20 protein-coding genes are annotated in these 19,776 nt (G+C 66.2%); 10 read left to right on the forward strand and 10 right to left on the reverse strand.

All coding sequences use genetic code 11. The annotated features are described in order from the left end of the window. Positions 1 to 6: 6 nt before the first annotated feature. Entirely contained in the window at positions 7 to 942 is a 936-nt protein-coding gene (locus VGV41_RS14230) for a YncE family protein (RefSeq protein ID WP_326864506.1), read from the forward strand. A 72-nt stretch (positions 943 to 1,014) separates the two neighbouring features. Here the strand turns inward: VGV41_RS14230 and phbB are convergent, their stop codons facing one another. Continuing rightward, a complete protein-coding gene (phbB, locus tag VGV41_RS14235; RefSeq protein ID WP_326864507.1) occupies positions 1,015 to 1,740 on the reverse strand; it encodes an acetoacetyl-CoA reductase in 726 nt (241 codons plus the stop codon). A gap of 221 nt (positions 1,741 to 1,961) precedes the next feature. After that, positions 1,962 to 3,137 (reverse strand): acetyl-CoA C-acetyltransferase, encoded by a 1,176-nt coding sequence (locus tag VGV41_RS14240; protein ID WP_326864509.1) that lies wholly within the window; start codon positions 3,135 to 3,137, stop codon positions 1,962 to 1,964. Positions 3,138 to 3,397: 260 nt separating this feature from the next. Between VGV41_RS14240 and phaR the strand changes: the two genes are divergently transcribed. Beyond that, positions 3,398 to 3,985 carry a polyhydroxyalkanoate synthesis repressor PhaR gene (phaR, locus tag VGV41_RS14245; RefSeq protein ID WP_326864511.1) on the forward strand — a complete coding sequence of 196 codons (588 nt, stop codon included), beginning with the start codon at positions 3,398 to 3,400 and terminating at the stop codon, positions 3,983 to 3,985. Between the two features lie 4 nt (positions 3,986 to 3,989). Here the strand turns inward: phaR and VGV41_RS14250 are convergent, their stop codons facing one another. Next, complete coding sequence (locus VGV41_RS14250) at positions 3,990 to 5,696, reverse strand: EAL domain-containing protein (RefSeq protein WP_326864512.1); 1,707 nt, start codon at positions 5,694 to 5,696, stop codon at positions 3,990 to 3,992. Between the two features lie 202 nt (positions 5,697 to 5,898). Here VGV41_RS14250 and VGV41_RS14255 point away from each other — a divergent pair, with 202 nt between their 5' ends. Then, a complete protein-coding gene (locus VGV41_RS14255; RefSeq protein ID WP_326864513.1) occupies positions 5,899 to 6,171 on the forward strand; it encodes a hypothetical protein in 273 nt (90 codons plus the stop codon). Here the strand turns inward: VGV41_RS14255 and ggt are convergent. The 4 genes from ggt to mtgA all read right to left on the reverse strand — a co-directional run bounded on the left by ggt (position 6,168) and on the right by mtgA (position 9,223). After that, entirely contained in the window at positions 6,168 to 7,748 is a 1,581-nt protein-coding gene (ggt, locus tag VGV41_RS14260) for a gamma-glutamyltransferase (RefSeq protein ID WP_326864514.1), read from the reverse strand. The two genes, VGV41_RS14255 and ggt, sit on opposite strands and share 4 nt — an antisense overlap. Before the next feature lie 22 nt (positions 7,749 to 7,770). Further along, entirely contained in the window at positions 7,771 to 8,190 is a 420-nt protein-coding gene (locus VGV41_RS14265; RefSeq protein ID WP_326864515.1) for a hypothetical protein, read from the reverse strand. 29 nt (positions 8,191 to 8,219) lie between these two features. Next, positions 8,220 to 8,405: a 50S ribosomal protein L32 gene (gene rpmF, locus VGV41_RS14270; protein ID WP_326864516.1), complete on the reverse strand. Its 186-nt coding sequence runs from the start codon at positions 8,403 to 8,405 to the stop codon at positions 8,220 to 8,222. A gap of 107 nt (positions 8,406 to 8,512) precedes the next feature. Beyond that, positions 8,513 to 9,223, reverse strand: a complete 711-nt coding sequence (gene mtgA, locus VGV41_RS14275) for a monofunctional biosynthetic peptidoglycan transglycosylase (protein WP_326864760.1) — start codon at positions 9,221 to 9,223, stop codon at positions 8,513 to 8,515. A gap of 99 nt (positions 9,224 to 9,322) precedes the next feature. Here mtgA and VGV41_RS14280 point away from each other — a divergent pair, with 99 nt between their 5' ends. The 7 genes from VGV41_RS14280 to VGV41_RS14310 all read left to right on the forward strand — a co-directional run bounded on the left by VGV41_RS14280 (position 9,323) and on the right by VGV41_RS14310 (position 16,428). Continuing rightward, on the forward strand, positions 9,323 to 10,255 hold the full coding sequence (locus tag VGV41_RS14280; protein ID WP_326864517.1) for a farnesyl diphosphate synthase: 933 nt from the start codon (positions 9,323 to 9,325) through the stop codon (positions 10,253 to 10,255). Positions 10,256 to 10,270: 15 nt separating this feature from the next. Next, positions 10,271 to 10,954 carry a DUF1345 domain-containing protein gene (locus VGV41_RS14285; RefSeq protein WP_326864518.1) on the forward strand — a complete coding sequence of 228 codons (684 nt, stop codon included), beginning with the start codon at positions 10,271 to 10,273 and terminating at the stop codon, positions 10,952 to 10,954. 94 nt (positions 10,955 to 11,048) lie between these two features. Continuing rightward, positions 11,049 to 12,656, forward strand: a complete 1,608-nt coding sequence (locus VGV41_RS14290) for a Na+/H+ antiporter (protein ID WP_326864520.1) — start codon at positions 11,049 to 11,051, stop codon at positions 12,654 to 12,656. Positions 12,657 to 12,671: 15 nt separating this feature from the next. Further along, on the forward strand, positions 12,672 to 13,529 hold the full coding sequence (locus VGV41_RS14295; protein WP_326864522.1) for a MaoC/PaaZ C-terminal domain-containing protein: 858 nt from the start codon (positions 12,672 to 12,674) through the stop codon (positions 13,527 to 13,529). Positions 13,530 to 13,702: 173 nt separating this feature from the next. Then, the gene (locus VGV41_RS14300) at positions 13,703 to 14,872 is read left to right on the forward strand and encodes an acyl-CoA dehydrogenase family protein (RefSeq protein WP_326864761.1); all 1,170 of its coding nucleotides are present in this window, start codon (positions 13,703 to 13,705) and stop codon (positions 14,870 to 14,872) included. Between the two features lie 75 nt (positions 14,873 to 14,947). After that, positions 14,948 to 15,235, forward strand: coding sequence for a GIY-YIG nuclease family protein (locus VGV41_RS14305; RefSeq protein WP_326864524.1), 288 nt, complete (start codon positions 14,948 to 14,950; stop codon positions 15,233 to 15,235). Between the two features lie 68 nt (positions 15,236 to 15,303). Then, positions 15,304 to 16,428 (forward strand): CaiB/BaiF CoA-transferase family protein, encoded by a 1,125-nt coding sequence (locus VGV41_RS14310; protein WP_326864526.1) that lies wholly within the window; start codon positions 15,304 to 15,306, stop codon positions 16,426 to 16,428. Positions 16,429 to 16,433: 5 nt separating this feature from the next. Here the strand turns inward: VGV41_RS14310 and VGV41_RS14315 are convergent, their stop codons facing one another. From VGV41_RS14315 to VGV41_RS14325, 3 genes are read right to left on the reverse strand one after another with little or no spacing between them, the layout of a single operon-like run. After that, complete coding sequence (locus VGV41_RS14315) at positions 16,434 to 17,993, reverse strand: DHA2 family efflux MFS transporter permease subunit (protein WP_326864529.1); 1,560 nt, start codon at positions 17,991 to 17,993, stop codon at positions 16,434 to 16,436. Between the two features lie 15 nt (positions 17,994 to 18,008). Next, positions 18,009 to 19,160, reverse strand: a complete 1,152-nt coding sequence (locus tag VGV41_RS14320; RefSeq protein ID WP_326864531.1) for an HlyD family secretion protein — start codon at positions 19,158 to 19,160, stop codon at positions 18,009 to 18,011. A gap of 5 nt (positions 19,161 to 19,165) precedes the next feature. Beyond that, on the reverse strand, positions 19,166 to 19,645 hold the full coding sequence (locus tag VGV41_RS14325; protein ID WP_326864532.1) for a MarR family winged helix-turn-helix transcriptional regulator: 480 nt from the start codon (positions 19,643 to 19,645) through the stop codon (positions 19,166 to 19,168). Positions 19,646 to 19,776: the final 131 nt, after the last annotated feature.

The raw sequence follows: 19,776 nt of genomic DNA on the forward strand, positions 1-19,776 counted from the left end.
GAGATGGTGAGCCAAAACGACGTGCGCGGTATGATCGGGGTCGACAAGATCGGCACCAAGATCCTGTTCCTCGACCCGCGCACCTACGCGACCGAGACCGTCCTCGACGGCTTCCAGAAAACGGTGCACGAACTGCTCATCATCCCGGAAACCGGGCGCGCTTACGTGCCGATCTTCGGCGACGGCATCCACGGCCGAAATCCAAATCCCGGACATCTGCTGCTGGTGATCGACTGCCTGGCGCGCAAACACGTGCACACGATCGACCTGTCGCCGCTCAGCGCACCGCACACGTTGCGCCGCGCTAAAGACGGGCTGATCTATATCACCTGCGAGAACAGCGCCAAGGTGGCGGTGATCGATCCGGCGACGAACCGCGTGATCGACACCATCGACTCCGGCTCGACCAACGGTCATCGCCTGGCCATCCCCGCCGACGGCCAGCGCATCTATACCGACAACGAGGAGGACGCGACGGTCTCCGTGATCGATCTGCCGAACCGCAAGCTCATCGGCAAGATCGCCACGCCGCAGCCGCTCGCCGGCATCGCCGTGTCCGAGGACGGCAAGACCGTCATTGCCGTGAGCGACGAGAGCCCGGCGGTGTTCGTCATCGACACCGCGGCAGGCAAGGTCGTACGCACGGTGGACCTCGAAGGCGTCGAAAAACCGGCGCAGATCGCGCGCTATTCGCCGGATGGCCGACTGCTGGTCGTCTCGAACACCAACAGCAACAAGCTCAGCATCATGGATGCCGGCACGTTCGGCAACCAGTCGGCGATTCCCGTGGGCAGCCAGCCGATGGATTTCGCCTTCAGGGGAGACGAGTTGTTCGTCGGCTGCCAGGGCGACGGCACCATGCACATCGTCGACGTGCCCGGCCGGCGCAACAAGGGCCACGTCAAGGCTGGATCGGGCTGCGAGTCGATCGGATTTTTCTGATCCGGCGACGGAACCCGCGCGGCGCTTGTCGATGCGCGCGCCGCGACTGACGACGCGCCGCGTCAACACAAACTAAGTGAAATACTGCCCGCCGTTGGCGGTCAGCGTCGCGCCGGTGATCAGGCCGGCGTCGTCGGCAACGAGGAACACGACGCAGCGCGCGATCTCCTCCGGCTCGCCGAGGCGGCCGATCGGAATCTGCGGCAGGATGGACTTCTCCAGCACGTCCTTCGGCACCGCCTGCACCATCTCTGTGTTGATGTAGCCGGGACAGATGGCGTTGACGGTGATGCCGGCGCGCGCGCCTTCCTGCGCCAAGGCCTTGGTGAAGCCGAGATCGCCCGCCTTCGCCGCCGAGTAGTTCACCTGGCCGAACTGGCCTTTCTGGCCGTTGATCGACGAGATGTTGACGATGCGGCCGAACTTGCGCGCGCGCATGCCCTCCCACACCGGCCGCGTCATGTTGAACAGCGAGCCGAGGTTGGTGCCGATCACCTGCTGCCACTGGTCGAGCGTCATGCGGTGAAACGGAGCGTCGCGGGTGATGCCGGCATTGTTGACCAGCACCTCGACCGCGCCGAGTTCGGCCTCGACCTTCTTGATGCCCTCGCTGCAGGCCTCGAACGACGATACGTCCCACTTGAACGCGGGGATGCCGGTCTCGGCCTTGAATTTCTGCGCCGCCTCGTCGTTGCCGCCGTAGTTGGCCGCCACCTTGTAGCCGGCGGCCTTCAGCGCTTTGCTGATCGCGGCTCCGATGCCGCGGGTTCCGCCGGTGACCAAAGCAACACGCGCCATTTCAGATCCTCCCAGTGCGTCCCGACATGCCCGACCCCACGCCGGCATGCATGTCCGCATCCGATGACAGCTTAAAGACGTGCATGGCCGGGACAAGCCCGGCCATGACGTAGATCAAGTGCAAATTTTGTGCGACGCGAGGTGCGTCTTCGCGAGCGCCGACGCGCCCTGTCCGGTACTCGTTCGTTACCGCTCGACGCCTCTTCGCTGGTGCGTGTTCGCTACCGCTCCACGCACATGGCAATGCCCATGCCGCCGCCGATGCAGAGCGTTGCGAGGCCCTTCTTGGCGTTGCGCTTCTGCATCTCGTAGAGCAGCGTCGTCAGGATGCGCGCGCCGGATGCGCCGATCGGATGGCCGATGGCGATGGCGCCGCCATTGACGTTGACCTTGGAGGTATCCCAGGCGAGATCCTTGTTGACGGCGCAGGCTTGCGCGGCGAAGGCCTCGTTGGCCTCGATGAGGTCGAGGTCGGCGGTGGTCCAGCCGGCCTTCTTGAGCGCGGCGCGCGAGGCCGGGATCGGGCCGGTGCCCATGATCGCCGGATCGACGCCGGCATGCGCCCACGAGACGATGCGCGCGAGCGGCGTGTGGCCGAGCTTGGCGGCTTCCGACGCCTTCATCAGCACAACCGCGGCGGCGCCGTCATTGATGCCCGAGGCATTAGCGGCAGTCACCGTGCCTTCCTTGTCGAAGGCCGGACGCAGCTTGGCGATGCCTTCCACCGTGACGCCCGCCTTCGGATATTCGTCGGTGTCGACGACGGTGTCGCCCTTGCGGCCCTTGATGGTCACCGGGACGATCTCGTCCTTGAAGCGGCCGGACTTCATCGCCGCCTCAGCCTTGTTCTGCGAGGCGACCGCAAACTCGTCCTGCTGCTGGCGGGTGATCTGCCACTGCTTGGCGACGTTCTCCGCCGTGTTGCCCATGTGATAGCCATTGAAGGCGTCCCACAGGCCATCCTTGATCATCGTGTCGATGAGTTCGACCGAGCCCATCTTCACGCCGCCGCGCAGGTACTGCGCATGCGGCGCCATGCTCATCGATTCCTGGCCGCCGGCCACGACGATGTCGCTGTCGCCATTGAGGATCGCCTGATAGCCGAGCGCCACCGCCCGCAAGCCGGAGCCGCAGAGCTGGTTCACGCCCCATGCGGGGCTCTCGACCGGGATGCCGGCGGCGATCGAAGCCTGCCGTGCCGGGTTCTGCCCCTGACCGGCGGTGAGAATCTGCCCCATGATCACCTCACTGACCCGGTCGCCGGTCAGCCCGGCGCGGTCGAGCGCCGCCTTGATCGCCGTCTTGCCGAGTTCATGGGCAGGAAGATTGGCAAAAGCCCCGTTGAACGCACCGACCGGCGTGCGGGCGGCACTGGCGATGACGATGTCGTCTTTCATCGAAAACTCCTGTTGCGGTCATTTGCGGTCATCGGGCGAGGCAGGGACCGGCTTTCGGCAGTGCCGCATCCTTGAGAAGCAGGACGCGGCTGTCAACGCTGCGGCCCATCGGCAAGGCACCTGAGAAGTGGCGGTTTTCCGCTCTGGGCGCAAGGGTGGGCGGTGCCGCAATCCGCCCTGCCGCGCCGCCACAAAAGGGGGTTGGCCGCGGTGCTGGCCAGTGGTTATGCTGTCACACAGGCAGGGGGAAGCGTGCGGACATGGCAGAAGACAAAGAGCCGGTCACAATCAAGAAATACGCCAACCGGCGGCTCTACAACACCGGAACAAGCACCTACGTCACGCTTGAAGACCTCGCCACCATGGTCAAGACCGGCGAGGACTTCGTGGTCTACGACGCCAAGAGCGGCGACGACATCACCCGCTCGGTGCTGGCGCAGATCATCTTCGAGCAGGAGAACAAGGAAGGGCAGAGCCTGCTGCCGATCACCTTCCTGCGGCAGTTGATCCGTTTCTACGGCGACAGCATGCAGATGCTGGTGCCGCGCTATCTCGAACAGTCGATGCAGTCGCTGACCAGCCAGCAGGACAAGTTCCGCGAGCAGATGGCGCAGGCCTTCGGCAATGTCGGCTTCGGACCGATGGAAGAACATGTCCGCCGCAACATGGAGATGTTCGAGAAGACCTTCGCCATGTTTGCGCCGTTCGGCCGGCCGCAGGCAAAACCCGCGGCGGCGCCGGAGAAGCAGGCCGCATCGGGCGGCAGCGACATGGACGACTTGAAGCGTCAGCTCGACGACATGCAGAAGCGCCTCGACAAGATGTCGGGCGGCGGCGGCGCGGAGTAGCGCTTTAGCCGCTGGCGGCGTGGCCGTTATGGCCGTTGCCGCCGCTCCACGGCCGCTCGGTCGAGGCGAGCCCCACCAGCGCGCCCTGCAGATAATCGCAGCCCCAGCCGACGAGCAGCGCGGCCGCCGCCTCGTCCTGCACCCATTCGGCGACTGTCTTGTGCCCGAGCCGGCGCGACAGGTCGATGAGCGTGTGCACGAAGGCGCGGTCTTCCTCAGACTTGACGATGTTCTGCACGAACTCGCCGTCGATCTTGACGATGTCCGCGCCGAGCCGGCGCAGGTTACGGAACGAGGTGTGGCCGGCGCCAAAGTCGTCGATGGCGATACGGCAGCCGAGATCCTTCAGGCGGCGGACGAAGCCGCGCGTGTCGTCGATGTCCTGGATGGCGGCGGTCTCGGTGATCTCGACGGTCAGCCGCTCGGCCGTGCCCGAATGGGCGCGCAGCAGCGCCGCCAGACCCGACAACCAGTTAGGATCGAGCGTCGAGGCAGGCGCGACGTTGACGCTGACGTTCAGTTGCGGCGCGTCGACGAGCTCCTGCACGGCCAATTCGACCATGCGGTAGTCGAGCATGCGCACCAGCCCGAGCTTCTCCGCCACCGGCACGATCTCGCCGGCATGTGCGTTGCTCCCGTCGGCGCGCTTCACCCGCATCAGGCATTCGTAGAACGCGAGCCTGCGCGTCGACGCCTCGACCACCGGCTCGAAGGCGAGCGCGATGCGGCGCTCGTTGAGCGCGGCGACGATCTCGTCGGTCGCGCGCGCGCTTTCGCGGCGCTGGGCGTCGCGCTCGATGTTCGGCCGATAGGCGGCGAACGAACCGTGCCGTTTGGCGCGCGCGTCGTGGAGCGCGTCGAGCGCGCGGCTGAAGATCTCTCCCACGCTGCGCGCGTGACGCGGCGCGGTGACGCCGCCGACGGTGACGGTGACCGCAACCGGCCCGGCCGAGGTGGCAAGCGGCTCCTCGCGCACGCCGGCGAGCAGACGGTCGGCGGCGACCGCCATCTCGTCGGGCGTGCAACTGGTCAGCACCAGCCCGAACTTGTTGCCGGAGATGCGACCGAGATGGTCCTTGCCGCGCAGCCGCCCGCGCAGCCGTCTGGCGACTTGCGCGATCACCTCCTCGGCGACGTCGAAACCGTAGGATTCGTTGAGCCGCCCGAGATGATCGATCGAGGCGAGCAGGAAGCCGCAGGATCCGCGTGCGCGCACCGTCTGCTCGAGCGTGCCGGTGAGCACGTCGGTCAGCGCCTGGCGATTGAGCTCGCCGGTCAGGGGATCGAATTTCGACAGCCGCTCGAGCTTGCGCTCGCGCTCGGCGCGTTCGTCGATGCGGCGGACGATGCCATGTGCGCGCTGCGGCTTGCCATCGGCGCCGGCGAACCAGCGGCCGACGTCCTCGATCCAGAGCGTGTCGTCTCCGGATTTGAACCGATACTGAAGCTGGTAGGGCACGCCCGCGCCGAGATCGCGCTGGCCCGCCTGCTGCAGGGCGTCGGCGCGGCTCTGCCCCGCCTCGGCTTCGACATGCGCGGCGAAGGCGCGGCCGCTGGCGATCTCCGCCGGCGCGGTGCCGAGCAACGTGGCGGCATGCGGCGACCAGACGAGCGCGTCGCTGTCCAGCCGCCAGTCATAGGCGGCCTCGCCGATCGAGCGGAGGATGTCCGCAGCGTCGGGGACGCCCGCCGGCTGACCGTTCTGGATCACGACTGCCCCTTTTCGGGAACGCGAGGCGGTGCCTGCGTGTTGCTTCTGCGAAAGACGTCACTGGAAGCTACGGACAACCCTTAAACAATTAGGAAAAGCCGCCGATTCCAGCGCGTTTACAACTTGAAAGAGTTAACGGCACGGCCATTGCCATGTCGTTGGCAGAGCGGGCGATGGTGTCCCGCATTGGTACAGAAACGCGATGCGTATCGGCCGCAGCAGAGAGGGAGCGTTCGGAGGCGACGGCCGTCGGCCGGTCGCTGTCGCCACGCCTTCCCGAAGCGCGAGCCGCGCCCTGACCATCCTTGCCGCCGCGCCGGCGCGCGAGGCCTCCCCCCAGACGCGCGGCGATGCCGCCTTCCTCGCCCAGTTGATCGCGACCAAGGTGCAAGCGCCGCAAACACGCGCCAGGCGCCGCGCCGAACCCGCCGAGGCACTGGCGGCCTATCGCGCCGTCGCCAACCTGAAGTTCTAATAGCCCAGCGCACAGCCGTCCTTGCGCGGCTCGGAGCCGGCGATGAGTACGCCGCGGTCCCAGTCGATCTTGATTGTCTGCGCGCCGCCCCAGGGCTGATCGCAAAGCACGACATCGTGGCCACGCGCACACAAGCCGTCGATGGTCCGCTGCGGCGTGCCGGTTTCGACCTCGACCTTGTCGCCTTCCCAGAAGAAGCGCGGGCAATCGATCGCCTGCTGCACGTCCATGCCGTAGTCGATCATGTTCATCATGATCTGCACATGGCCCATCGGCTGGTAGTGCGCGCCCATGACGCCGAAGCTCATGTCGCAGCGGCCGTTCTTCATCGCCAGCGCGGGGATGATGGTGTGCATCGGCCGCTTGGCCGGGCCGAACGTATTCGGGTGATCGGGCGCCAGGGTGAAGCAGGCGCCGCGATTGGTGAGCAGCACACCCGACTTCTCGGTGCAGATGCCGGTGCCGAAGCTCGAAAACAGAGAATTGATGAACGACACCGCGGTGCGGTCCTTGTCGACCACGGTGAGGTAGACCGTGTTGCTGCCCGGTGCCGGCGCAGCCGGCAGGTCGCCGCGCTTGTTCATGTCGATGAGCGACGCGAGCTTCCTACCCCAGGCCTTGTCGTTGAGCGCGACGACCGGCGTGCGCATGTGGTCGGCGTCGGCAAGATGCGTGTCGCGCACGGCGTAGCCGATGCGCGCCGCTTCCAGCACCAGATGGAAGCGCTCGGGCCCGACCGGATCGAGCGACTTGATATCGAAATTCTCGAGGATGTTGAGCATCACCAGCGCGGTAAGGCCCTGCCCGTTCGGCGGGATCTCGATGAGATCGATGCCGCGGTAGCTGGTCGAGATCGGTGCGACCGCATCGCCGCGATGATTGGCGAAGTCCTGTTCGGTAAGGAACCCCCCGCGTGCCGCAACCGTCGCCGCCATCTCTGCACCGACGTCGCCCTCGTAGAAGCCCTTGGTGCCTTTCGCGGCGATGGTCTTCAGCGTCTGCGCCAAAGCCGGAAAGCGGATGACGTCGCCTTCGCGCGGCGCCTTGCCGTTGAACAGGTAATGCTTCGACGCGCCGGGATCGGCCGCGAGCTTGGCGACGTGGCGCTGCCAATCCCAGGCGACGCGCGGCGCGACCGGGAAGCCGTCTTCGGCATAGCCTATTGCCGCGCGCAGCACGCGATCGAGGCCGAAGCGGCCGTGCGTCTTGAGGACCTGCTCCCACGCATCGATCGAGCCGGGCACGGTGACGGCGTGAATGGAATTGCCGATCGCGCGCAGCCCAGCGTCGCGCAGCGCCTCGTACGACGCCTTGGCGCCGGAGCGCCCGGAACCATTGTAGCCCCACACCGGCCTGTCCGGCTTCGCCACCAGCGCATAGCAATCGCCGCCGATACCGGTCATGTGCGGTTCGACCACGCACAGCGTGGCAACCGCGGCCACCGCCGCGTCGGCGGCCGTGCCGCCGGCACGCAGGATATCGATCGCCGCCAAAGTGGCGAGCGGATGCGAGGTCGCGGCCATGCCGTTCATGGCAATGACCGGCGAGCGACCCGGGAGCTGGAAGTCGCGGCTCATGGCAAATCTGAAATTTATAAGATCAGGTGGGGAGATGCCCGCCGACGCCCTCGACCGTGAGGTCGCGCTGCGCCGAGCGTAGCGTCACGGCGAAGCCGGCAATGACGTCGACGAAGCTGATGACCATGAGGACGAAGAAGGTGCCGGTGGCGGTCGCCTTCACCAGCAAAAACTCGACCAGCATCGCGAGGAAAAGCACCAGCGACAGGCTGTGATCGACGATGGTGCGTACGCCGATGCGCGTCGACTTCACCACCTCGCCCGCGAGCAGCAGGATGGCGAGCGTGATGAGAAGATCGCTGGCGGACATGGTCCAGTCGGCGCCCGAGACCATGTGCACGCTGAACAGCGTGCCGGTCCAGGCGACGCCCGGCATCAGGAAGGCGACGATGTTGTAGACGGCGAAGGTGATCAGCAGCAGAGGAAAGCCGAGCAAGGACATGCGAGCTTTCCTCCGACTGGCCGGGCCGATCAGGCCTCGGTCTTCACCTTCAGGACCTGCCGGCCCTTGTACATGCCGGTCTTCAGATCAATGTGGTGCGGGCGGCGAAGTTCGCCCGAATCCTTGTCCTCGATATAGGAGGGGCGCTTGAGCGCGTCGGCCGAGCGGCGCATGCCGCGGCGCGAGGGCGAGGTTTTTCGCTTCGGAACAGCCATCGTCTAACTCCAGAATAGCTCGGAACGGCGCGGAACCGCCGAAAAAGGGTCCGTCATGCCGGTTTGGGCGGGCTTATAGTGGAAGGGCCGCGATAAGGCTAGCCCCGTCAGCGCCTGCGGACGCAAGCGGCGGCCTCGGGCGAGCGGCCGGCGCGGGCCTCGTAGAGCCCGGCCAGCCGCCGCAGGCCCGGTCCCGGATGGCGGGCGCTGCGGTCGTGCGGATTGGGCAGCGTCGAGGCGAGCAGCGCCGCCTGGTAGCGGCTCAGGTCGCGGGCCGGCTTGTGGAAAGCGTACTCCGCGCCCGCCTCCACCCCGAACTGGCCGCTCGGACCCCATTCCGCGACGTTCAGGTAGATTTCGAGGATCCGCCGTTTCGACAGGACCAGATCCACCCAGAGGGCCAGCGGGAATTCGAGCGCCTTGCGGATGTAGCTGCGCGAATTCCAGAGAAACAGGTTCTTGGCCACCTGCTGGGTGATGGTCGAGCCGCCGCGCATGTCCTCGATATTGTCGGCGCTGTCGAGCGCGGCCTGAATGCCCTGGAAGTCGACCCCCCAATGCTCGCAGAAGCGTCCGTCCTCGGCGATGATCACGGCGAGTTGCAGGTTGGACGAGATGCGCGACAGGGGGACGTATGTGCGCACCACCGGCTCGCCGGCGATCCGCCGCCAGATCATCATGGTCGAGACCGGCTCCATGACAGCGTAGAGCGGCGTCAGCAGGTAGGGCAGCAGGATCAGCCCGAGCAGCGCCATCAGGATGATCCGCAGCGGCCGCGACCGGCGGGACAGGCCGAGGATATCGTGGGCGACACTCATGCGGTGCGGGTTGGCGCGGGAACGGGGCATGGCGGGGAACATTAACTCATTTCCACACGCCGATTGCCGTCCCTGCGGCGATGAGGCTAACAAGAGCCCATGGACGCAGTTCCCGACCACGATTTCTCCCGCCGCCTCACGGCCGTCGCCGGCGAGGCAGAGACCGCCCTCGAACGCCTGCTCGGCAACGATGCGCTGCCGGGCGAGGTCGTCCGCCCGCCGCGGCTGATGGAGGCCATGCGCCACGCCGTGCTCGGCGGCGGCAAGCGCCTGCGGCCGTTCCTGGTGGTCGAGAGTGCGGCCTTGTTCGGCGCCACCGGCCACGGGCCCCTGCTCGCGGGCTGTGCGCTCGAATGCCTGCATTGCTATTCGCTGGTGCACGACGACCTGCCGTCGATGGACAATGACGACCTGCGCCGCGGCCGGCCAACCGTCCACAAGGCTTTCGACGAAGCGACCGCCATCCTCGTCGGCGACGCCCTGCTGACCTTGGCTTTCGACATCCTCGCCCGCGAGGAGGTGCACCCGGACGCGCACGTGCGCACCGCCCTGGTGCGCGAACTCGGCCGCGCCGGCGGCATCGGCGGCATGGTCGGCGGCCAGATGCTCGACCTCGCCGCCGAAGGCCGCTTCGAGGCCAAGCGCGCGCTCTCCGAGAGCGAGATCATCACCTTGCAGGCCATGAAGACCGGCGCGCTGTTGCGCTTCGCCTGCCGCGCCGGCGGCATCCTCGGCAAAGCCGATGCGGCCGCGAGCGCGGCGATCGACCGCTACGGCGCCATCGTCGGCCAGGCGTTCCAGATCGCCGACGACCTGCTCGACGTGGAAGGCGACACGGCGACGCTCGGCAAGGCCGCCGGCAAGGATGCCGCCGCCGGCAAGGGCACGCTCGTGACCGCCCTCGGCATCGAGGGCGCCCATGCCAAGCTCGACGCGCTCGTCGCCGAGGCCGAGAGCGTGCTCAAGCCGTTCGGCGCCAAGGCCGACGTCCTGCGCGCCACTGCGCGCTTCATCGCCAACCGGCGGACGTAGCCCCCGCCAATCGCCATGGCCGCCAGCAAGAAAACGCAACTGCCGCTCAAGCCGCTGCCGGTGCGGATCGTGCGCCTGCACGCCAATCTGATCATCGGCGCGCTCGTCGGCCTGACCGGAGTCGCGCTGGCGCCGTTCACGCCGCTCGCGACGCGCCTGCTGGTGGGCTGGGACATCGGCGTCGCGCTCTATCTGTTGCTCATCCATTGGACCATGTGGCGTTGCGACATCGAGCGCATCCGCCGCCGCGCCGCCGAGCAGGATGAAGGCGCTTTCGCCATCCTGCTCATGACGATGGCGGCGACCTTTGCCAGCCTCGTGGCGATCATCTTCGCGCTCGGCGGCTCGAAGTCGGCGCCGCACGAGCAAGCGACGGTGCTGATCGGGCTCACCATCGCCACGATCCTGCTGTCGTGGTTCTTCGTGCACACGATCTTCGCCCTGCATTATGCGCACGAATATTACGGCGAGCGGCGTGACGGCATCATCGGCGGACTCAATTTTCCCGGCGACGACGACCCCGATTACTGGGACTTTTTCTATTTTTCGCTGGTCATCGGCATGACCTCGCAGGTCTCAGACGTCGCCATCACCAGCAAGTCGCTGCGGCACGTCGCCACCATGCACGGCGTGCTGTCATTCTTCTTCAACGTCACCGTGCTGGCACTGACCATCAACGTGGTCTCCGGCCTGCTCTGAGGACGCAAAGCCGGCTTTGCTTCAAGCGCCATTTCCGCCATCCTGACGCACGAGCGCGCCTGCGCGCATCGCGGTACCGGGGACCACACCGCCCATGACCGACGTCTTCCAGACCGTGCTGCTGATGATGGCGGTGCTGGCGCTGGTCGCGGTCGTGGCGCGGCGACTGCACATCGCGCCGTCGATCCTGCTGGTGGTCGCCGGCGTCGGCGTCGCGCTGATCCCCGGCCTGCCGCCGGTGGTGCTGGCGCCGGAGATCGTGCTGCTCGTCATCCTGCCACCGCTGATCTACTCGGCCGGCGTAGCGATGAGCTGGCGCGAGTTCCGCTTCAACCTGCGGCCGATCACGCTGCTCGCCTTCGGCTGCGTCATCTTCACCACCTGCGCCATCGCCGCGGCGGCGCATTACCTGCTGCATTTCTCATGGGCGACGGGCTTCGTGCTCGGCGCCATCATCGCGCCGCCGGACACGGTGGCGCCGCTGGCGATCGCACGCCGGCTCGGCCTGCCGCGCCGGCTCGTCGTCGTGCTCGAGGGCGAAGGGCTGGCGAACGACGCCACCGCACTCATTCTCTACCGCTTCGCGGTGGCGGCTGCGGCGACCGGCGCCTTCTCGCCGAGCCGGGCCGCCGGCACGTTCGCGCTGATCATCGTCGGCGAGATATTCTGGGGCATCGCGATCGGCTGGCTCAGCCTCAAGCTGCGGCAATGGGCGCACGATCCGCGCGTCGAGATCACTTTGTCGATCATGACGCCCTACGTCGCTTTCTGGGCGCCGCAGCATCTCGGCGGCTCCGGCGTGCTCGCCACCGTCGCCTGCGGCCTGTGGGTGAGCTGGAACGGGCCGCGGCTCATTTCGTCGGCGACCCGGCTGCAGGGCATCTTCTTCTGGGACCTGATCGTCTATCTGATCGAAGGCTTCGTGTTCCTGCTCACCGGACTGCAGGCGCGCATGCTGATCGACCAGTCGCATGACTTCCCGCTGCCGGAAATCCTGATCGCGATCGCGGTGACGACGGCGATCGCCATCGTCGCGCGCTTCGTCTGGGTGTTTCCGGCCACCTATCTGCCGCGCTGGCTGGTGCCGGCGGTTGCGAAACGCGATCCCTCGCCGCCGTGGCAATTTCCGTTCTTCCTGTCGTTCACCGGCGTGCGCGGCGTCGTCTCGCTCGCCGCCGCGCTGGCGATTCCGTATGTCACGATTTCCGGCGCGCCGTTCCCGGAACGCGAGATGATCATGTTCGTCACCTTCGGCGTCATCATCATCACGTTGGTCGGCCAGGGCACGATGCTGCCTTGGGTTGCGCGCTGGCTCGGCCTGACCCGCCTCGGCGCTGAAGAGCATCGGCATGAGATCGAGGCGGAGCTCGCCGGGCGCCAGGCGGCGCTGAAACGCGTCATCGACCGGCTCGAAGATCTGGTCACGGATCGCGCGATCCCGGAGGACATCATCACGCTGCTGCGCACACGCAACGAGAGCCGTCAGCAGATCCTGCCGGCCGACCTCGGCGACGGCCTGGCGCGGCTGCGGCTATCGGCCGATATCAAGAAGGAATTGATCGAGGCCGAACGCGATTTCATTTTCGGGCTGCTGCGCGACGGCAAGATCACCGACGAAGCGCGCCGTCGCATCGAATACGAGCTCGATCTCGAAGAGGCGAGCGTCGCCAATCGCGGCCGCGACGGCGGCGGCTGGTTCTAATTTTTGGAAAGACGAATGCCGCTCGATCCCGACAAGCTGCTCGCGCTCGACATCCCCGATGTCGAGCACAGCTACGGCCCGAAGGACTGCATCCTCTATGCGCTCGGCGTCGGCCTCGGCCAGGACCCGACCGACGAGAATGAGCTCGCCTTCGTCTATGAAAAGAATTTGAAGGTGCTGCCGACTTTCCCGGTCGTGCAGGGCTACAGCGCCTATACGTTCAAGCGGCCGGAACTCGGCATCACCTGGACGCATGTGGTGCATGGCGAACACGCCGTGCAGGTGCATGCGCCGATCTCGCCGGCCGCTACCGTCATCGGCCGAACGCGTATTCTCGACGTTATCGACAAGGGCGCGGACAAAGGCGCGCTGATCTATTCCGAGCGCAAGATCATCGACAAGACGAGCGGAACGCTGCTCGCCACCATCAACCAGACCACCTTCTGCCGCGCCGACGGCGGCTTCGGTGGCGCAAAGCGCGAAGCGCCGGCGCCGCATCCGATCCCGGAGCGCGCACCGGACATCGTCTGCGATCTGCCGACGCGGCCGGAGACGGCGCTGATCTATCGGCTGTCCGGCGACGTCAATCCGCTGCACGCCGACCCCGCCTTCGCCCGCGCCGGCGGCTATCCGCGGCCGATCCTGCACGGACTCGCCACCTTCGGCGTCGCCGGGCATGCGCTGCTGAAAAGCCTATGCGGCTACGATCCGGCGCGGCTCACGGCGATGGCCTGCCGCTTCTCGGCGCCGGTGTTTCCCGGCGAGACCATCCGTACCGAAATCTGGCGCGAGGGCGCTGTCGCCAGCTTTCGTGCCCGCGTCGTCGAGCGCGACGTGATCGCGATCAATAACGGCCGGGCGGAAGTTCGGTAGCCCTGCTCCCTCTCCCCGCTTGCGGGGAGAGGGTCGGCGTGAGGGGGCGTTTCAAGAGGCTGGGATTTGCGGTAAGGCCCCCTCACCCGCCCCGCCTGCGCTGACGCTACGGCGGGCCGACCTCTCCCCGCACGCGGGGAGAGGTAACCGTGCCTGACATTCGCGGAACACAAATGGCCAAGCACCACGCCTCCCACGACACCTACCCCGACATCCGCGAGAGCGTGCGGGCGCTGTGCGCGCGCTTCCCCGGCGAATACTGGCGCGACCTCGATCGCGAGCGCGCCTACCCGACCGCGTTCGTGCGCGCGCTGACCGAAGCCGGCTATCTCGCCGCGCTGATCCCCGAGGAGTACGGCGGCAGCGGCCTGCCGGTGAGCGCCGCCGCAGCGATCCTCGAGGAGGTGCACGCCTCCGGCGGCAATGGCGCCGCCTGCCACGCGCAGATGTATACGATGGGCACCATTCTGCGGCACGGCTCGGACGAGCAGAAGGAACGCTATCTGCCGATGATCGCCGACGGGAGCTTGCGCCTGCAGGCCTTCGGCGTGACCGAGCCGACTTCCGGCACGGACACGCTGTCGCTGCGCACCACCGCGCGCAAGGAAGGCGACCATTACATCATCAACGGCCAGAAGATCTGGACCTCGCGTGCCGAGCATTCCGACCTGATGTTGCTGCTCGCGCGCACCACGCCGCGTGACCAGGTGAAGAAGCGCACCGATGGCCTATCGGTCTTCCTCGTCGACATGCGGCTCGCGCGCGGCACGTCGATGACGATCACGCCGATCCGCACCATCATGAATCACGCCACGACGCAGATATTCTTCGACGACCTGCGCGTGCCGGCGGAGAACCTGATCGGTGAGGAGGGCAACGGCTTCCGCTACATCCTCTCCGGCATGAACACCGAGCGCATCCTCATCGCCGCCGAATGCATCGGCGATGCGAAGTGGTTTATCAAGAAGGCCACCGACTACGCCAAGGAGCGCGTCCTGTTCGAGCGCCCGATCGGCAAGAACCAGGGCGTGCAGTTTCCCATCGCCCGCGCCTATGCGCAGATGCGCGCGGCCGAACTGATGGTGCACGAGGCGACGCGCCGCTACGAGGCGGGCGACGACATGGGCGCCGAGGCGAACATGGCGAAGCTCCTGGCCGCCGACGCCTCATGGGCCGCCGCCGACATGTGCGTGCAGACGCACGGCGGCTTCGGCTTCGCCGAGGAATACGACGTCGAGCGCAAGTTCCGCGAGACGCGGCTCTACCAGGTGGCGCCGATCTCGACCAACATGATCCTGTCGTACCTGGCCGAGCACGTGCTGGGATTGCCCAGGTCGTATTGATTTGTAGAAATGCCTCGGCCACATTTCCTGTCATGGCCGGGCTTGTCCCGGCCATCCCGATCAGGAAGGCAGGCCGTGGCCCAATCCTACGTCTACATTCTTGCCAGCCGCTCAGGCGGCGCAATCTATACGGGCGTCACAAAGGACCTCGTCCGACGTGTCTATGAGCACAAGAATGGATTGGTGCCCGGACACACAAAGCGCTATGGCATCGACAAGCTTGTATATTTCGAAGTCCATGATTCAGTTTATCAGGCCATTCAGCGCGAGAAGAATATCAAGCACTGGCCTCGAGCTTGGAAAACGCGACTGATCGGCGAACGCAATGCCGAATGGCGTGATCTTTATGCGGAGATCGCGTAACCAATGAATCGGGATCGCCGGGACAAGCCCGGCGATGACAGTCTGAACATTTTACGCGATACCGACCCATGCCCCTCCCCCTCTCCGGCGTCCTCGTCGTCTCCATCGAACAGGCGGTCGCCGCGCCGCAGTGCACCTGCCGGCTGGCCGACGCCGGCGCGCGCGTCATCAAGGTGGAACGGCCGGAAGGCGACTTCGCCCGCGACTACGACCATGTCGTGCACGGGGAGAGCACGCACTTCGTCTGGCTCAATCGCGGCAAGGAATCCGTGACGCTCGATCTCGGCAAGGCCGAGGACAAGGCGCTGCTCGAACGCATGCTCACCAAGGCCGACGTGTTCGTGCAGAACCTCAAGCCCGGCGCGCTCGCCAAGCTCGGCTTCGCCGTGGCGCGGCTGCGCAAGGATTATCCCAAGCTCATTTGCTGCTCGATCTCCGGCTACGGCGAGACTGGCCCCTATGCGCAGCGCAAGGCGTACGACCTGCTCATCCAGGCGGAATCGGGCGTGGCTTCCGTCACCGGCGGGCCGGATGCGCCGGCGCGCGTCGGTGTGTCGATCGTCGACATTGCCGCTGGCTTGAACGCCTACATGGCGATCCTCGAAGCGGTCATCGCGCGCGGCAAGTCCGGTGAAGGCGCCGAGATTTCGATTTCCATGTTCGACGGCATGGCGGAATGGATGACCGTGCCGCTGCTGCACGGCGAGTGGGGCACGCCGTTCAAGCGCATCGGCCTCGCGCATGCCGGCATCTCGCCCTATGGCGTGTTCAAGACGCGCGATGGCGGCGATATCCTGATCTCGATCCAGAACGACCGCGAATGGCGCGTGCTGGCCGAAAAAGTGTTGGGCGACGCCACGCTCGGCACCGATGAACGTTTCGCCACCAACATCCAGCGTGTCGCCAACCGGCCGCAGACCGACGGCATCGTCGCGCGCGTGTTCGCCACGCATGACGCGGCGGTGCTGGAGGAGATGCTGGCCAAGGCCGAGATCGGCTTCGGCCGCGTCAACGACTGGGAATTGCTGCTGAAGCACCCGCACCTGCGCCGCATCACCGTCGAAACGCCGACCGGCACGGTCAAGACGCCAGCGCCGACGCCGATCTTCGCCGGCGAGGAGCGCCGCTACGGCGCGGTGCCGGCGCTCGGCGCGCATTCCGAGAAAATCCGCAAGGAATTCGGCGGCGGCTAGGCCGCCTACTCCATCACGATCGGTTCGTCGTCGTGCCCGCCGCCGGCGGGCGCGGCCTGCTTCGAGCGGCCGATGATGAAGATCAGCGGGATGACCAGCAGCGTCAGGACCATCAGCAGCTTGAAGTCGTTGAGATAGGCGATCAGGTTCGCCTGCTGCGTGACGATCATGTCGAGCATGGCGCGGCCGGCGTCGGTCGTGGTGCTGAGGATCGAGCTCACGTTCGGCATCTGCAGCGCGTTGTTGAACGGCGTCACGTCCTCGGCGAGCCGGGCGTGCATGACCGTGGTCTCGCTGGTGAGCTGCGCGATCACCATCGAGATGCCGATCGACGAGCCGATGTTGCGCACCAGCGTCAGGATCGCCGTGCCGCCGGTGCGCAGATGTCCCGGCAGCGTGGTGAAGGCCGCGGTGGTGATCGGCACGAACAAGAGGCCGAGGCCGACGCCCTGCGCGATCGAGGTGGTCACGATGGTATACTGCGTGGTGTCGAGCGAAAAGCCCGTGAAGATCCACAAGGTCGCGCCAGTAATCAGCAGGCCAGCGAGGATCAGCCAGCGCACCTCGATGTGCTTCATCAGCCGCGGCGCCACCATCATCGTCAGCAGCGTGCCGACGCCGCGCGAGCCGAGCAGGAAGCCCGCGGTCTGGATCGGATAGCCGAGCAGGTTCTGCATAAACGGCGTCACCAGCGCCATGGTGCCGAACAGCACCACGCCAATGACCACCATGAACACGACACCGGAGACGAAATTACGGTCCTTGAACATCTCAAACCGCACGAACGGCTCATCGGTCGTCAGCGAATGGGCGAAGAAATAGTAGAAGCCGAAGACCGAGATGATCGCCTCGATCCAGATCTCGTTGGCGCCGAACCAGCCGACCTGCTCGCCGCGGTCGAGCAGCATCTGCAGCGAGCCGATGCCGACGGCGAGCGCGAGAAACCCGAACCAGTCGAAGCGCAGATGCGTCTGCAGCCTGGTCTCCGGCATGAACAGCGACAGGCCCACCACGGTAATGGCGCCGATCGGCAGGTTGATCAGGAACACCCAGTGCCAGGAGTAATTGTCGGTCAGCCAGGCGCCGATGGTCGGGCCCATGATCGGCCCGAGCATCACGCCGATGCCCCAGATCGCCATGGCGCCGGAGCGCTCCTCGACGCTATAGGAATCGAGCAGCACCGCCTGCGACAACGGCACCAAAGCCGCGCCGGCCATGCCTTGCAGCAGGCGGAATAGCACGATCTCCTCGATGTTCTGCGCCAGCGCGCAGAGCAGCGAGGCGACGGTGAAGCCGGCGACACAGACGATGAACAGCTTCTTGCGGCCGAAGCGATCGGCGAGCCAGCCGATCGGCGCCGTCATGATTGCCGAGGCGACGATGTAGGAGGTCAGGACCCAGTTGATCTGGTCGAGCGACGCCGACAGCGAGCCCTGCATGTACGGCAACGCCACGTTGGCGATCGTCGTGTCCAGCGCCTGCATGATCGTCGCCGTCATGGCGCAGATCGTGATCAGCGTGCGCCGGGTCTTCGGCGACATCGTGCTGGTTGCGGCTGGGCTCATCGCGTGACGAACTTCTTACTTCGCGGTTTCCTTGGCGGAAGCGCCGCCGAGCCATGACGGCCAGCGGCTGTGATGCGTGTCGATCGACACGTTCACGCTCATCCCGGCGCGCAGCAAGCGCGTCGCCTCATCCTTGTCGAAACTGATGCGGACGGGCACGCGCTGCACGACCTTGACCCAGTTGCCGCTGGCGTTCTGCGGCGGCAGAATCGAGAACTGCGCGCCGGTGCCGGGGCTGACCGAGGTCACCGTGCCGGTGAAGGTGTGGTCGGGGAACGAATCGACATCGAGCGTCACCTTCTGGCCGACGCGCAGATAGGTGATCTCGGTCTCCTTCGGGTTGGCGTCGACCCACGGCTGCTGGTCGTCGACCACGCTGAATACCGGCGTGCCGGCCGGCACGAAGCGGCCGAGCTGGATGTTGTCGACCTGCGTCGCAGTGCCGGCGATCGGCGCCCGCACCACGGTGTTGGCGAGATCACGTTGCGCATTGTCGACCGCCGCCTGGGCCTGGGCATATTCGGGGAACTGTTCGATCGGGAGGTCGGGGTTGCCGAGCAACTGGTTCAGCGTGGTGTCGCGCTGCTGTTTGGTGAACTCCAGCTCGAGCTTGGCGGTCACCAGCCCGCTCGCCGAAGTGTCGACGTCGGCCTGCGAACCGGCCTGGCTCTGCGCCAGCTTCAGCTTGCGGTCATAGTCGCGTTGCTTGAGATCGACGTTCTTCTCGCCGAGCGTGATCAGGTCGTTGAGCGACTTGTAGCTGGTCATCAGCTTGTCGTAGGCGCTGCGCGCGGCGGCAAGCTTGCCCTTGGCGGCGTTCAGCTTGAGCTCGTAAGGCGTCTTGTCGAGCGTGAACAATTCGTCGCCCGGCTTGACGTGCTGGCCCTCGCGCACCGCGACGTGCACGACCTTGCCGGCGATCTCCGGCGTGATCAGCACCTTCTGCGCCCCGATATAGGCGTTGTCGGTTTCGATGTAGCGGCCGCCCATCATGTAGAAAAGGCCGCCGCCGATCAGCGCGATGACCGGCAGCACGACGAGCAGGATCGTGCGCAAACGCTTGCGCCCGTCGCGCGGCCCTGGCGCCGGAGAAGCGGCAGCAGTTTTCGCGTCCGGCGTCGACTTGGCTTCCGCCGCGGGGACGATCTTCAGAGCTTTTTCGGTCATAATTCTCAACCAGTCGCAGTTTGATCTTGCACGGTGTTGGTTTGGCGATTGATGGCGGCGCGGAGGTTGTCCTTCATCACGCCGAGTTCGCGCAGCAACTGCTCGCGCGAGGCATCGTCGATGCCTTCGAGCACCGTCGTCATCATGTCTTCGCCGAGATGCGACAGCTCTTCGATCAACGGGCGAGCCGCCGGCGTCAGATAGAGGCGGTTGGCGCGCCGGTCGTGGGGATCGGGCCGCCGCTCGATGAGGCCGTTGGCGGCGAGGCGGTCGAGCAGCCGCGTCAGTGAAATCGGCTGCAGGTCGAGCATCTCCGCGAGTTCCGACTGTTTCAGGCCCTCGCAGCGGTCGAGCCGGATCAGCACTGTCCACTGGGCACGGGAAATGCCGAACTGGCGGGCCCGCTGGTCGGCATAAGTCTTCAGCATCCGCGCCACGTCGATGACGCTGACCGCGATCTCGCGGGACTGGGGAAATTGGGGCATGGGCCTGCTCTCTGGGCCTATTCTCTTCCTAGGCCCCGATATAATAAGCACGCTTATAGTAAGGTCAAGTAGTAAAATGGTGCGGTGCGGGATAAATTTCGCCCGCGCCAGCGGGCACCTGCTTGCGCCCC

This window comes from Pseudolabrys sp. (assembly GCF_035943735.1).
Taxonomy (GTDB): Bacteria; Pseudomonadota; Alphaproteobacteria; order Rhizobiales; family Xanthobacteraceae; genus Pseudolabrys.

Coding starts and splice junctions, on each gene's coding strand:
- VGV41_RS14265 (WP_326864515.1), bottom strand. CDS start 8,190: ATGTCCTTGCTCGGCTTTCCTCTGCTGCTGATCACCTTCGCCGTCTAC.
- phaR (WP_326864511.1), top strand. CDS start 3,398: ATGGCAGAAGACAAAGAGCCGGTCACAATCAAGAAATACGCCAACCGG.
- VGV41_RS14320 (WP_326864531.1), bottom strand. CDS start 19,160: ATGACCGAAAAAGCTCTGAAGATCGTCCCCGCGGCGGAAGCCAAGTCG.
- mtgA (WP_326864760.1), bottom strand. CDS start 9,223: ATGAGTGTCGCCCACGATATCCTCGGCCTGTCCCGCCGGTCGCGGCCG.
- phbB (WP_326864507.1), bottom strand. CDS start 1,740: ATGGCGCGTGTTGCTTTGGTCACCGGCGGAACCCGCGGCATCGGAGCC.
- VGV41_RS14300 (WP_326864761.1), top strand. CDS start 13,703: ATGGCCAAGCACCACGCCTCCCACGACACCTACCCCGACATCCGCGAG.
- VGV41_RS14325 (WP_326864532.1), bottom strand. CDS start 19,645: ATGCCCCAATTTCCCCAGTCCCGCGAGATCGCGGTCAGCGTCATCGAC.
- VGV41_RS14280 (WP_326864517.1), top strand. CDS start 9,323: ATGGACGCAGTTCCCGACCACGATTTCTCCCGCCGCCTCACGGCCGTC.
- VGV41_RS14310 (WP_326864526.1), top strand. CDS start 15,304: ATGCCCCTCCCCCTCTCCGGCGTCCTCGTCGTCTCCATCGAACAGGCG.
- VGV41_RS14255 (WP_326864513.1), top strand. CDS start 5,899: ATGCGTATCGGCCGCAGCAGAGAGGGAGCGTTCGGAGGCGACGGCCGT.
- VGV41_RS14285 (WP_326864518.1), top strand. CDS start 10,271: ATGGCCGCCAGCAAGAAAACGCAACTGCCGCTCAAGCCGCTGCCGGTG.
- VGV41_RS14295 (WP_326864522.1), top strand. CDS start 12,672: ATGCCGCTCGATCCCGACAAGCTGCTCGCGCTCGACATCCCCGATGTC.
- ggt (WP_326864514.1), bottom strand. CDS start 7,748: ATGAGCCGCGACTTCCAGCTCCCGGGTCGCTCGCCGGTCATTGCCATG.
- rpmF (WP_326864516.1), bottom strand. CDS start 8,405: ATGGCTGTTCCGAAGCGAAAAACCTCGCCCTCGCGCCGCGGCATGCGC.
- VGV41_RS14290 (WP_326864520.1), top strand. CDS start 11,049: ATGACCGACGTCTTCCAGACCGTGCTGCTGATGATGGCGGTGCTGGCG.
- VGV41_RS14240 (WP_326864509.1), bottom strand. CDS start 3,137: ATGAAAGACGACATCGTCATCGCCAGTGCCGCCCGCACGCCGGTCGGT.
- VGV41_RS14315 (WP_326864529.1), bottom strand. CDS start 17,993: ATGAGCCCAGCCGCAACCAGCACGATGTCGCCGAAGACCCGGCGCACG.